At 66.9% G+C, this 12,543-nt stretch carries 12 protein-coding genes; 7 read left to right on the top strand and 5 right to left on the bottom strand.

What is annotated here, in order from left to right; all coding sequences use genetic code 11:
- Nucleotides 1-21: 21 nt before the first annotated feature.
- Nucleotides 22-546 carry a gamma carbonic anhydrase family protein gene (locus ACTPOI_RS08465; RefSeq protein ID WP_440108145.1) on the bottom strand — a complete coding sequence of 175 codons (525 nt, stop codon included), beginning with the start codon at nucleotides 544-546 and terminating at the stop codon, nucleotides 22-24.
- A 109-nt stretch (nucleotides 547-655) separates the two neighbouring features.
- Here ACTPOI_RS08465 and ACTPOI_RS08460 point away from each other — a divergent pair, with 109 nt between their 5' ends.
- From ACTPOI_RS08460 to ACTPOI_RS08450, 3 genes are all read left to right on the top strand, one after another.
- On the top strand, nucleotides 656-1,459 hold the full coding sequence (locus tag ACTPOI_RS08460) for a ferritin-like domain-containing protein (RefSeq protein ID WP_440108144.1): 804 nt from the start codon (nucleotides 656-658) through the stop codon (nucleotides 1,457-1,459).
- 86 nt (nucleotides 1,460-1,545) lie between these two features.
- The gene (locus ACTPOI_RS08455; RefSeq protein ID WP_440108143.1) at nucleotides 1,546-2,814 is read left to right on the top strand and encodes an EAL and HDOD domain-containing protein; all 1,269 of its coding nucleotides are present in this window, start codon (nucleotides 1,546-1,548) and stop codon (nucleotides 2,812-2,814) included.
- A gap of 94 nt (nucleotides 2,815-2,908) precedes the next feature.
- Nucleotides 2,909-4,189, top strand: a complete 1,281-nt coding sequence (locus ACTPOI_RS08450; RefSeq protein ID WP_440108142.1) for an EAL and HDOD domain-containing protein — start codon at nucleotides 2,909-2,911, stop codon at nucleotides 4,187-4,189.
- A gap of 165 nt (nucleotides 4,190-4,354) precedes the next feature.
- Here ACTPOI_RS08450 and ACTPOI_RS08445 read toward each other — a convergent pair whose 3' ends face one another.
- From ACTPOI_RS08445 to ACTPOI_RS08435, 3 genes are all read right to left on the bottom strand, one after another.
- Entirely contained in the window at nucleotides 4,355-5,341 is a 987-nt protein-coding gene (locus ACTPOI_RS08445; RefSeq protein ID WP_440108141.1) for a Bug family tripartite tricarboxylate transporter substrate binding protein, read from the bottom strand.
- A 62-nt stretch (nucleotides 5,342-5,403) separates the two neighbouring features.
- The gene (gene xerD / locus ACTPOI_RS08440) at nucleotides 5,404-6,303 is read right to left on the bottom strand and encodes a site-specific tyrosine recombinase XerD (protein WP_440108140.1); all 900 of its coding nucleotides are present in this window, start codon (nucleotides 6,301-6,303) and stop codon (nucleotides 5,404-5,406) included.
- Nucleotides 6,304-6,378: 75 nt separating this feature from the next.
- Entirely contained in the window at nucleotides 6,379-7,344 is a 966-nt protein-coding gene (locus tag ACTPOI_RS08435) for a tripartite tricarboxylate transporter substrate binding protein BugE (protein WP_440108139.1), read from the bottom strand.
- A gap of 124 nt (nucleotides 7,345-7,468) precedes the next feature.
- Between ACTPOI_RS08435 and ACTPOI_RS08430 the strand changes: the two genes are divergently transcribed.
- Nucleotides 7,469-8,374, top strand: a complete 906-nt coding sequence (locus ACTPOI_RS08430) for an AEC family transporter (protein WP_440108138.1) — start codon at nucleotides 7,469-7,471, stop codon at nucleotides 8,372-8,374.
- Nucleotides 8,371-9,057, top strand: coding sequence for a GDSL-type esterase/lipase family protein (locus ACTPOI_RS08425; RefSeq protein WP_440108137.1), 687 nt, complete (start codon nucleotides 8,371-8,373; stop codon nucleotides 9,055-9,057). The genes ACTPOI_RS08430 and ACTPOI_RS08425 overlap by 4 nt, the downstream gene beginning before the upstream one ends.
- A gap of 149 nt (nucleotides 9,058-9,206) precedes the next feature.
- Here the strand turns inward: ACTPOI_RS08425 and queG are convergent, their stop codons facing one another.
- Nucleotides 9,207-10,295 (bottom strand): tRNA epoxyqueuosine(34) reductase QueG, encoded by a 1,089-nt coding sequence (queG, locus tag ACTPOI_RS08420; protein WP_440108136.1) that lies wholly within the window; start codon nucleotides 10,293-10,295, stop codon nucleotides 9,207-9,209.
- A 12-nt stretch (nucleotides 10,296-10,307) separates the two neighbouring features.
- Here queG and tsaE point away from each other — a divergent pair, with 12 nt between their 5' ends.
- Nucleotides 10,308-10,844: a tRNA (adenosine(37)-N6)-threonylcarbamoyltransferase complex ATPase subunit type 1 TsaE gene (tsaE, locus tag ACTPOI_RS08415; RefSeq protein ID WP_440108135.1), complete on the top strand. Its 537-nt coding sequence runs from the start codon at nucleotides 10,308-10,310 to the stop codon at nucleotides 10,842-10,844.
- Between the two features lie 116 nt (nucleotides 10,845-10,960).
- Nucleotides 10,961-12,397 (top strand): N-acetylmuramoyl-L-alanine amidase, encoded by a 1,437-nt coding sequence (locus tag ACTPOI_RS08410; RefSeq protein WP_440108134.1) that lies wholly within the window; start codon nucleotides 10,961-10,963, stop codon nucleotides 12,395-12,397.
- Nucleotides 12,398-12,543: the final 146 nt, after the last annotated feature.

The following is a 12,543-nucleotide window of genomic DNA, read 5'->3' as shown; positions in this document are numbered from 1 at the left end:
GGTTCCCGGGGAATTCGGCCATCAGCCGATTTTGCGCAGGCCGTTCTTGAAGCGGCGCGCGTTGTCAATGTAGTGCTGCGCGCTCTGGCGCAGGCCTTCGATCTGCTCGGGCGTGAGCTCACGCACGGCCTTGGCAGGGCTGCCGATGATCATCGAGCCATCGGGGAACTCCTTGCCTTCGGTGACCAGCGCACCGGCACCCACCAGGCAGTTCTTGCCGATGCGCGCCCCGTTGAGCACTACGGCGCCAATGCCGATCAGCGATTCATCGCCAATGGTGCAACCGTGCAGCATGACCTGGTGGCCGACTGTCACGCGTTCGCCCACCACCAGCGGCTTGCCGATGTCGGCATGCAGCACGCTGGCGTCCTGGATGTTGGAGCCCGCGCCAATGGTGATGCTCTCGGTGTCGCCACGCACCACGGTGCCAAACCACACGCTGGCGTCTTCGCCCAGCACCACGTTGCCCATCACCTGGGCGCTGTCGGCCACCCAGGCGCTTGCTGCCATTTGGGGCGCCACGCCGTCAAGTTCATAAATCGCCATTGCCCACCTCTTTAGCCGAGATCAATTGGTTACCACCAGAATGCCGCCCTGGGCCGGCTCAGCCACGAGGGCAGCCGGCCCGCCCACCGAAACGGCCTAGAATTGTAGGATGGAGCTTCGCCACTGTGCCCTGCAGGCCCTGCGCCTGGCAGACCCTGAACAAAAAGTGGCTGCAGCGCTTGATTTGCATGCGCTAGCAGCTACAACTTCAATAGCGGATTCATCCCCCGAAGGCCCGAGCGACCCGGCCGAACTCCCGGGGCGCCCGGACCGCCCCGAACTGCTGGCCCACACCGCCGTCGCACGCCGCTCGCCCGCCACTCCTGCCGGCCGTGCCATCCTGATCCACGCCATCGCACACATCGAGTTCAACGCCATCAACCTGGCGCTCGATGCAGTGTGGCGGTTTGGCGGCATGCCCTGCGCCTACTACCTCGACTGGGTGCGCGTTGCTGCCGAAGAAGCCACGCATTTTCAGCTTTTGCGCAACCATCTGCGCGCGCAGGGGCATGACTATGGCGACTTCCCGGCCCACCAGGGACTGTGGACCATGTGCGAGAAGACCCGCCACGACATCGTGGCCCGCATGGCGCTGGTGCCCCGCACGCTCGAAGCCCGCGGGCTCGACGCCACGCCGCAGATCCAGGCCAAGCTGCGCAATGCCGGTGCACCCGATGCGGTAGCGGCCGCCGCCATCCTCGACACCATCCTGCATGACGAGGTCGGGCATGTGGCCATTGGCAACCACTGGTACCGATGGCTGTGCGACCGCGAGGGCATCGACCCCGAGGCACACTATGGACATCTGGTGCGGCAATACGAGGCCCCTCGCCTCAAACCGCCCTTCAACGACGCGGCCCGCCGCAAAGCCGGCTTCACAGAGACCGAACTTCGCTGGCTCCAGCAGGTCTGACACAGGGTCGCGGTCGCGCTACGATGCCTGAAAGCGTGCTTTTGGCGCCTACATCACCCACCGCACACCTGACGAAGCCCCATCCCATGAACTCCCCCACTGCCCATGAGTCCCCTTCCACACCACCGCCTGCCAGCGGCCCGTCACCCGTGGCCATGATCGCCCGCCAGGCCATCGTCAATGCGCAGCAGGTGGTGGTGGGGTACGAGCTGTTCAACCGCTCCCGCACCGCCAACGCGCACACGGCTGCGACCGACGTCACCCTCGTATTCAACGCCCTCTCGCACGCGGGAAGTGAAGAGCTGGTGGGCAAAAAGCTCATCTTCGTGAACTGCACCCACGAAAGCCTTGCCGGCGGCCACCTGGAGCTGCTGGACCCCGACAAGGTGGTGCTCGAGATACCCCCGCTGGGCCACGCCGCCAGCGAAGAAGTGGCCACGCGCACCCCCATCCTGACCGGGCTGCGCAACCGCGGGTTTCACCTCGCGTTCAACCACACGGTGCTGCAGTCGGCCTACGCGCCCTGGCTGCCGCTGGCCGACTACATCAAGCTCGATCTCTCCGTGCTCGCTCCCGACCAGCTGGCGGTCCTGATCAGCTATGCCGGGCGCCACTGCAAGGCAGAGCTGATTGCCGAAAAAGTGGAAACCGCACAGCAGTACGACATGGTGTCGACCCAGGGCGTGCAGCTGTTCCAGGGCTACTGGTTTGCGCGGCCCTCGCTGGTGGAGACCAAGCTTCTGGCACCGGCGCAGGCCAGCATCATCGAGCTCATCAACCACGTCCGCAACCAGTCGAGCACCGACGACATCGAGCAGGTGCTCAAGAAAGATGCCGGGTTGGCGTTCAACCTCATGCGGCTGATCAACTCGGCCGGCTTTGGCCTGAACCGCGAGATCACGTCCTTCCGCCAGGCGGTCATGCTGCTGGGGCTCAAGAAGCTGTTCCGCTGGGCTGCCCTTCTGCTCACCGCCTCGCGCACCGGCGGTGCGCCCTCTTCCCTGGGCCAGACGGCCGTGGTCCGCGGGCGGCTGATGGAACTGCTGGCCCTGGAAACCCTGCCGCCCGAGGATGCCGACCAGGCCTTCGTGGTGGGGATCTTCTCGCTGCTAGATGTGATGCTGTCGATGCCGATGGACAAGGCGGTGGGACTGCTGAACGTACCCGACGCCGTCTCGGCTGCCTTGCTGCGCCGTGAGGGCTTTCTGGGCGATCTGCTGACCCTGGCGGAGGCCTGCGAGTCCAGCGACGATGCAGTCTTCAACCGTACTGCCGGGCTGCTGCACCTCACCAGCCAGCAGATCAACCTTGCGCATCTGCAGGCGCTGGCCTGGGCGGACCAGTTGGGGGACTGAGCAGTTCGTTACCGCTGTATCAGAGAGTTCGCTTTGGTAACCTGCGGGTCTAGAATCGGACTCCCGTCCAGACCTTACCCCTAGCGAACCCTCCATGTCGAGCACACCCGAACACGTTGCCCCGGAAGTCACCCTGCCTGAGGTCGCACCGGTGGACGAGAACCTTGCCGTCATTGCGCGCCAGGCCATCGTGGACGAATCGCGCGCCGTGTATGGCTATGAGCTTTTCGACCGCTCCACTGCCTCCCAGACCCACACGGCGGCCAGCGATGCAGCACTGCTGTTCAATGCGCTCTCGTACGCAGGCACCGAGGCACTGGTTGGCAAGAAGACCGTCTTCATCAACTGCACGCACGACAGCCTTTCGGGTGGTCACCTGGAGCTGATCCACCCCGAGAAGGTGGTGCTTGAAGTACCCCCGCTGCCCGACACGGCCACCGCCGACGAGATCGAGGGCCGCGTGCCCACACTGCAGGCACTGCGCACGCGGGGCTTTCGCCTGGCGTTTGACCAGCAGGCGCTGCGCCGTGCTTACACCAGCTGGCTGCCGCTGGGTGCATTCGTCAAGTTGGACATGCAGGCCTTCAAGCCCGAGATGGCCCCGGCCCTCGTGAAGTTCGCCACCACTCATAGCCAGGCCACGCTGGTGGCCGAGAAGGTGGAAACTGCCGAGCAGTACGAGCTGATGCGCGACCTGGGCGTGAAACTGTTCCAGGGCTACTGGTTTGCCAAGCCAGCGCTGGTCAAGGCAACCACCATTCGGCCCTCGCAGGCGACCATCATCCAGCTGATCAACCTGGTGCGCAAACAGGCCAGCACGGCCGAGATCGAGGACCTTCTCAAGAAGGACCCTACGCTTTCCTTCAACCTGCTGCGGTTCATCAACTCGTCGGGGTTCGGCCTGTCGTGCGAGATCACGTCGTTCCGCCACGCCGTGATGATCCTGGGGCTGAAAAAGCTGTTCCGTTGGGCTGCGCTGCTGATGACCACCTCCAAGGCCGGGGGCGCACCACCCGCCGTGGGCCAGACCGCCGTGGTGCGGGGCCGCCTGATGGAACTGCTGGCCGCGGAACTGCTGGAGCCCGAAGATTGCGACAACGCCTTTGTGGTGGGCGTGTTCTCGCTGCTCGACACGATGTTGGGTGTGCCGCTGGAAAAGGCGCTGGAATCTGTGGCCCTGCCCGAACCCGTGATGGATGCCCTGCTGCGCGGCACCGGGGTGTTCGCGCCGTTCCTGGAGCTGACCAAAGCCTGCGAAAGCGGGGATGAAGTCGCGTTTGCCCGTTCGGCCAACGCGCTGCACCTGTCGAACCGCCAGGTCAACTGGGCCCACCTGCAGGCACTGACCTGGGCGGAAACCCTGGACGGGGAGTAAACACAGGGCGCCCACAGCGCCGCTCTCCCGCCCCGCCAAAGGCCCTGCCACGCAGGGCCTTTTTCATGGCCGCGTCGGTGTCATCACCATCGGCTTATGCCCTGCCACACGCGCCGGCAGCGCGATCACCTCGCAGCATCCGGGGCTGGGAGCCAGCGCGGCGACTCAATTCCCCTGGATGCCCGCCGCGCGGATGATGCGGGCGTTGTTGTCCGACTCGCGCGCGATCTGCCGCGCAAACTCGGCTGCACTGCCGCCCGTGGGCACGTTGTCGGTCGCGTCCAGCCGCGCCTTCACATCTGGCAGGGCCAGGGCCTTGTTCACCTCGGCGTTGATGCGGTCCAGTACGGCTGGCGGCGTTCTGGCCGGGGCGAACAGGCCGAACAGCGACGACAGGTTGGCGGCGGGCTGTCCCAGCTCGGCCAGTGTGGGCACTTGCGGCAGCGAATCGAGCCGCGCTGGCGCGCCCACCGCCAGAGGCCTGAGCTTGCCCGCCTTGATGTGCTGCAGCAGCGCAGGCCCCGCGTTGGTGGAGAGCACCTCGAACTGCCCGCTCAGCGCGTCGGTCATCTGCTGGCCGCCGCCTTTGTAGGGGATGTGGGTGATCTGCACCTGGCTCTTGCCCGCGATCTGCTCCAGCATGATGTGCCCCAGCGATGCCTGCCCTGAGGTAGCCCAGCGCACCAGCCCCGGCTGCGCACGGGCGCCGTCGACCAGCGCGGCAAAGTCCGCGGCCTTGGTCGCAGGCGTGGCCAGCAGCACCACGGGCGAATACATCACGCTCACCACGGGCGCGATGTCCTTTTCCGGGTCAAACGGAGACTTGCCCAGGTGCGGGTTCAGCGCCAGCGGGCTGATGGCGGCAAACCCCAGCGTATAGCCGTCTGCTGGCGCCTTGGCCACGGCATCCACGCCGATGCTGCCGCTGGCGCCCGCCTTGTTCTCGATAACGACGGGCGTGCCCAGCTGCACGGCCAGCTTGTCGGCGAGCGCGCGGGCCACGTTGTCGCTCACGCCACCGGCCGGGTAGGCCACGATGATGCGGATGGGTTTGGCGGGCCATGCCTGGGCCAGTGCTGCGGCCGGCAACGCTACAGCGAGGGCGGCAGCGGCGGCCAGGTGGTGAAAGCGGCGTCGGTCGATGGAGCGCATGGAAAACCTTGAAAACGTCATGGGGAGTAGAGGGCCACCGGGCGGCTGCAGTTCTGCGCCCGTCAGCCCCGGGGATGATGCTGGGCGTGCAGCGTCTTGAGCCGCTCGCGCGCCACGTGGGTGTAGATGGTGGTGGTGGAAATATCGGCATGCCCCAGCAGCAGCTGCACCACGCGCAGGTCGGCGCCGTGGTTGAGCAGGTGGGTGGCGAACGCATGGCGCAGGGTGTGGGGTGACAGCGGCGCATGGATGCCCGCCACCTGCGCCCATTTCTTGACGATCATCCAGAACATCACGCGTGTCATGCCGCTGCCGCGTTGCGTCACGAACAAATCGTCCGTCTGCTGCCCACCCAGGATGGGCCCGCGCGCTTCGGCCAGGTAGCGCTCCAGCCACTGGCGCGCCACCTCGCCAAACGGTACCAGGCGCTCCTTGCTGCCCTTGCCCATCACGCGCAGCACGCCTTCGTTCAGGCCCACCTGAAATGTTTTAAGCGTGACCAGTTCCGTCACACGCAGGCCGCTGGCATACATCAGCTCCAGCATGGTGCGGTCGCGCAGGCCGAGCGGCGTGGCCACATCGGGCGCGTCCAGCAGGGCTTCCACCTGCGCCTGCGACAGTGTCTTGGGCACGCGCAGTGGCTGGCGCGCGGCCTGCAGCCGCACCGTGGGGTCGGCTGCAATGCGCCGCTCGCGCAGGGCCCAGTGGAAATAACGGCGCAGCACCGTGAGCCGCCGGTTGGCCGACGTGGCGCGGGTCTGCGCATGGCGGGCCGCGAAATAGCCGTGCAGGTGGTGTTCAGCCGTGCCGTCTAGCCCCAGCGGTTCGGGTTGCTCCGCCAGCCACTGCGCGTACAGCGTGAGGTCGCGACGGTAGGCCGCCAGCGTGTTGCGCGAGAGCCCGTCCTCCAGCCAGACGGCATCGACAAACTGATCAATCGCACTCAGGCTTGCGTTCAACATGCAAAACCATAGCACGTAAAAAAACCGCCCGGTAAGGGGCGGTCTTGCGTGGGGAGATGGTGGCTACCCGCGCGGTCACTCCAGCGTGAGCTTCTGCTTGGCAACCACATCCTTGTACACGGCCAGTTCGGCCTTGATCTGCTCGGCGAACTGCTCGGGCGTGTTGCCCACCACCAGCGAGCCAGTGTCTTCGATGCGCTTTTTCACGGCCGGGTCTTCCAGCGCCTTGCGCACGCCCGCGTTGATCTTGTCGACCACTTCCTTGGGCAGGCCCTTGGGGCCGACGATGCCGTAGTAGGCCATGCGGTTCACCGGCTCCAGGCCCAGTTCCTTGAACGTGGGCACATTGGGCAGGGCTGCCACGCGCTGGGGGGCTGCCACGGCAATCGCCACCAGGCGGTTGTCCTTGATGAACGGCAGGGCCGACGGGATGTTGTCAAAAATGATCGGCACCTGGCCGGCCACGGTGTCGTTCAGGGCCGGGCCCGCGCCGCGGTAGGGGATGTGCGTGACGAAGGTGCCCGACAGGTTCTTGTACAGCTCCATCTGCAGGTGGCCGATGCCGCCCGTGCCCGACGATGCGTACGAATACTTGCCGGGGCTCTTTTTCACCTCAGCCACGAACGACTTGTAGTCCTTGGCCGGAAAGCTGGGGTTCACCGCAATCAGGTTGGGCGTGGCCGCAATGTTGATGATGGGCGTGAAGTCCGTCAGCGGGTTGTACGGTGTCTTGGGGTTGATGGCGGGGTTGGCCGCCGTGGTGGACACGGTGGCCACACCCAGCGAGTACCCGTCGGGCGTGGCGCGGGCAGTCTCGGATGCGCCCACGACGCCACCGCCACCGGCCTTGTTCTCCACGATCACGGTCTGGCCCAGGGCCTTGCCCAGCGGGTCGGCAATCACGCGGGCGATGATGTCGGTGGTGCCACCGGGGGCAAACGGAACCACCAGGCGGATCACCTTGTTGGGGTAGGCCTGGGCGGCTGCAGTACCGGCAGCAGCTGCCAGAACGGTCAGCGCGAGCCATTGACGACGGTGCATGGAGTCTCCTTACAGTGGGTTCACAGATGTCGCAAATGGTAGGGGCAACCGGGCCGTTGCAGCACTGCGGATTCCACATAAGGGCTAACCCGCATGACTGACGAGCATCAAGTATTCTCGGCCGGTGAATTACGCCCAGCTCCTGCTTCCTGATTTCTCGCTCATCCTGCTCGGCTACCTGCTGTGCCGCTTCACCGCCCTCAACCGCGCCGTGTGGCAGCCGGTGGAGGCACTGGTGTACTACCTGCTGTTTCCGGTGCTGCTGTTCCAGTCCATCGTGCGCAGCCCGATGGACATCCAGGCCGCGTCGGGGCTGATTGGCGCGGGGCTGCTGTCGGGCATTGCGGGTATTGCGCTGGCTTACAGCCTGCCGTACTGGCCCTGGCTGGGACGGCAGTTTGACCGGCGCGACCACGCGGCCAGCGCGCAGGTGGCGTTTCGGTTCAACTCGTTCATTGGCCTGGCGATTGCCGAGCGGCTGGCGGGCGCGCAGGGGCTGCTGATGATTGCCGTGCTCATCGGCGTGTGCGTGCCGCTGTTCAACGTGGCCGCTGTGTGGCCCATGGCGCGCCATGGCCAGCAGGGATTTCTGCGCGAACTGGTGCGCAACCCGCTCATCATTGCCACGGCCTCAGGCCTCACGGCCAACCTGCTCGGGTTTCAGATGCCGGTGTGGGCCGAGCCCACCGTCACCCGCATCAGCGCTGCATCCCTGCCGCTGGGGCTCATGGCGGCCGGCGCGGGCATGCAGTTTGGCCTGCTCACGCAGAGCAAGGCGCTGGGCACCTCGGTGCTGGCCATTCGCCACCTGGTGCAGCCGCTGATTGCGCTGGGCATGGCACGGCTGTTCGGCCTCAGCGCCGCGCAGACCACCGTGCTGCTGGCATTCTCGGCCCTGCCCACCGCTTCCACCTGCTATGTGCTGGCTGCGCGCATGGGCTACAACGGGCCGTACGTGGCGGGCCTGGTCACGCTGTCGACTTTGCTGGGCATGGCCAGCTTGCCGTTTGCCCTGGGGGTCCTCCAATGAACCACATCACCACGCCACCTCGCACCGACCGCAGCCGTACCCATTCCCGCCGCTGGCTGCTGCTGGCCGCACTGACTGCCGTCACCGTGGCCCCCTTGGCGGCCTGCAAGGGCAAGCCCCCGAAGGCCAGGGCCGTGCCCGCGGGCGCCACGGTCCTGGCGCTGGGCGATTCGCTCACCTCGGGCGTGGGCGCCACGCCCGACACGGCCTACCCTGCGCGGCTGGCACAGCTCACCAGCTGGAACGTGGTCAATGCAGGCGTGTCGGGCCACACCTCCGCTCAGGCGCAGGAGCGGCTGGCCGCGCTGCTAGCGCAGCACAGCCCCGCGCTGGTGATCGTGAGCATTGGCGGCAACGATTTCCTGCGCCGCCAGAGCGCTGCCGACACCCGCGCCAACGTGCGGCGCATCTGCGCCGAGGCCCTGGCCAGCGGCGCACAGGTGCTGCTGGTGGCCGTGCCCGAGCTGTCGCTGCTGGCCGCAGCGGGCAGGCTGAGCGACCACGCGATGTACGAAGAGATCGCGGGTGAACTCAAGATACCGCTGCACCGCAAGGGCTGGGCTGGCGTGCTGGCCAACGAAAGCCTGAGGGCAGACAACGTGCATGCCAACGCGGCAGGCTACGAGCAGTTTGCCCTGGGGCTGACCGAGACGCTAAGGGAAACGGGGCTGCTGGTACGATGACGAAATTGCTATATATTTAATAGCTATCAGGCATTGATTTACCTGCACCTGCGGCACTTTTGACCTGAAAACGCCCCCTGAAGGCGGTTTGAGCACCCCGACGGGCAGCACGCACCCTGCACCGTGCAGACGCCGCCCGGGCAATACGGCTACGCAGCCTGCGCACCTTGTGCCAGCGCCCACGCCACGTGCTCCCGCACCAGCGCGCTTTCGTCCTCAGCGCGTGCCTGCAAGGCCGCGCGCAAGGCGTGCACATCAACCACACCGGCCGACCCCCGATCGACAGCCGCACGCAGTGCATTGCCCAGCGCGACTGCAACGTTGCGCAACCAGCGCTCGTGCCCGATGCGGCGGATCGGCCCGCCCTCTGTCATGCGCAGGAATGTGGCCTCGTCCCACGCAAAAAGATGCACCAGCTGCTGGCCCGCCAGCCCCTGGCGCTCGTCAAAGTCGGGCAGGCGGCTCACCTGCGCAAACTTGTTCCACGGGCAGATCAGCTGGCAGTCGTCGCACCCATAGATGCGGTTGCCCATCAGCGGCCGCAGCTCCAGCGGGATGGGGCCGGCATGTTCGATAGTGAGGTAGGAGATGCAGCGCCGCGCATCCAGCCGGTGCGGCGCAATGATGGCCTGCGTGGGGCAGATATCGATGCAGGCGGTGCAGCTACCGCAGTGGGCCGTGACGGGCTCGCTTTCGGGCAGCGCCATGTCCACATAGATCTCGCCCAGGAAAAACATCGACCCAGCCTCGCGGTTGAGCACCAGCGTGTGCCGCCCGCGCCAGCCCTGCCCGCTGCGCGCGGCCAGTTCGGCCTCCAGCACGGGGGCCGAGTCGGTGAACACGCGGTGACCAAACGGGCCCACCTCGGCGGCAATCCGGTCGCTGAGCTTTTGCAGGCGGGCGCGCAGCACCTTGTGATAATCGCGACCCCGGGCATAGACGGAAACAATGCCCTCACCCGGCCGGGCGAGGCGCCCCAGCTCGAACGCCTGCCAGCTGTCAGGCGCACGCTCGCCCGTGTGGCGCGGCAGGTAGTCCATGCGGGCGGTGATCACGCTCACGGTGCCGGGCACCAGTTCTGCCGGCCGTGCGCGTTTGAGGCCATGCGATGCCATGTAATGCATGTCACCATGAAAACCCTGCGCAAGCCATGCCGCAAGGCCCGGCTCTGCGGCAGACAAATCGACCCCTGCCACGCCGATTTGGGAAAATCCCAGTTCGCGGGCCCACTCCTGCATTTGAGGAACGAGTTGACTGCTGCACCACATATCCCTCCGATTGTAGAAACGCCCCCCGCCGCTGATGCCGCAAAACCGGCACGCACCCTGTCGTGGCATACCGAGGACGACACCGCCGCCTTCGCACAGCGGCTGGCCGCGCAGCCCGGGCTGGCCCACGCATTCATCACGCTGCATGGCGCCCTGGGCGCGGGCAAGACGACGCTGGTGCGCCACCTGCTGCGCGCGCTGGGCGTGCAGGGCCGCGTGAAAAGTCCGACGTATGCAGTGGTCGAACCGCACGAGGCTCCGGGCCTGGCGCCGCATGCCACCACGGTGTGGCACTTCGACTTCTACCGCTTTGACGATCCGCGCGAGTGGGAAGACGCAGGCTTCAGGGACATCTTTGCCAGCCCCGGCCTCAAGGTGGCAGAATGGCCAGAAAAGGCCGCAGCGCTTATCCCGCCTGCAGATCTTGCTATACACATTGAAGCAATTGATGACAACCAAAGACGCGTCACGCTGCAGGCCGGCACCGCCGCAGGGCGCCGCCTGCTCGTGGGGCTCTGAGTGGTTGCCCCGCGCTGCACCATGCACTGCTGCCTTGTGATGACACGCTCGCTGTTCCCCCGCCCCGGCACGCGTGCCCCGTTCTCTGCTGGCACCTGCGCCACGCTGATGCACGCATGACCGGCAAGGCGCCTTCTACCTCCCGACGCGCGCTGCTGCAGACCGGCAGCCTGGTGCTGCTGCTGGGCACGCAGCAGATCGCCCGCGGCGCCACCATCCTGGCCGTGCGGGTGTGGCCTGCGCCCGAGTATTCGCGCGTCACCATCGAGTCCGACGGCGCCCTGGTGGCCAAGCAGTTCTTTGTCACTTCGCCGCCGCGGCTCGCGGTGGACATCGAAGGCATCGACCTGAGCCCCGAGCTGCGCGAGCTGGTGGCCAAGGTCAAGCCCGACGACCCGAACATTGCGGGCATCCGCGTGGGCCAGAACGCTCCTGGCGTGGTGCGCCTGGTAGTCGACCTCAAGCAGCCCGCCATGCCGCAGGTGTTCACCCTGCCGCCGGTTGCAGCGTACCGTCACCGGCTGGTGTTCGACCTGTACCCGGCCGACCCGGTGGACCCGCTGGAAGCACTGATTGCCGAGCGGCTGCGCGATGCGGGTAACCCTGCCCCAGCAGCGGGCCGCGCCGCGCCGCCAGCGCCCGCCGTGACCGCCAATGCCAAGTCATCTGCAGCCCCCGCCGCTGCAGACCCGCTGGGCGACCTCATTGCGCAACGCGCCCAGCGCCCTGGTGCCGGCGAAGCCAGCGCCCCCCCCGTGGCCGCAGCCCCACCCGCGGCCGATACGGCTGGTACGCGCGCCGGAGGCAACCAGCCCACCGCCACCCGCACCGACCGCATCATCATCGTGGCGCTGGACCCGGGCCATGGTGGCGAGGACCCCGGCGCCATCGGCCCCGCCGGCACGCGCGAAAAAGACGTGGTGCTGCGCGTGGCCTACCTGCTGCGCGACCGCATCAACGCCACCACCGTGGGCGGCAACCCCATGCGCGCCTACCTCACGCGCGATGGCGACTTCTTTGTCCCGCTGGGCGTGCGTGTGCAAAAGGCCCAGCGCGTGCAGGCCGATCTGTTCATCAGCATCCATGCCGATGCCTTCACCGTGCCCACCGCACGTGGCGCCAGCGTGTTTGCGCTGAGCCAGGGCGGCGCATCCAGCACTGCGGCGCGCTGGCTGGCCAACAAGGAAAACCAGGCCGACCTGGTGGGCGGCATCAACGTCAAATCGCGCGACCAGCATGTGCAGCGCGCCCTGCTCGACATGAGCACCACCGCGCAGATCAACGACAGCCTCAAGCTCGGCTCGGCCCTTCTGGGCGAGATCGGCACCGTGGGCCGCCTGCACAAGCCGCGCGTCGAACAGGCCGGGTTTGCCGTGCTCAAGGCGCCCGACATTCCCAGCGTGCTGGTCGAGACGGCCTTCATCAGCAACCCCGAGGAAGAGCAGCGCCTGCGCAGCAGCGCCTACCAGGAGCGGCTGGCCGATGCGCTGATGCGCGGCATCACACGCTACTTTGCCCGCAACCCGCCGCTGGCGCGCAGCCGGTCGGTATGACGCCGCGGCCGACGCGGGCGGCCCGATCGGGCCCCGCGTCCTACACCCGCTGAACGGGGCTGCCTACACCTGGCGGCACGCCGCGGGCCGATAGTGCAGGTACAGGCTGAAGCACACACGCACCGCGTCTGGTCTCTCAGGGCTGA

The organism is Acidovorax sp. BL-A-41-H1 (assembly GCF_051942715.1).
The sequence above is the reverse complement of the archived record's forward strand: the minus strand, read 5'-3'. Positions and strand labels throughout refer to the sequence as shown.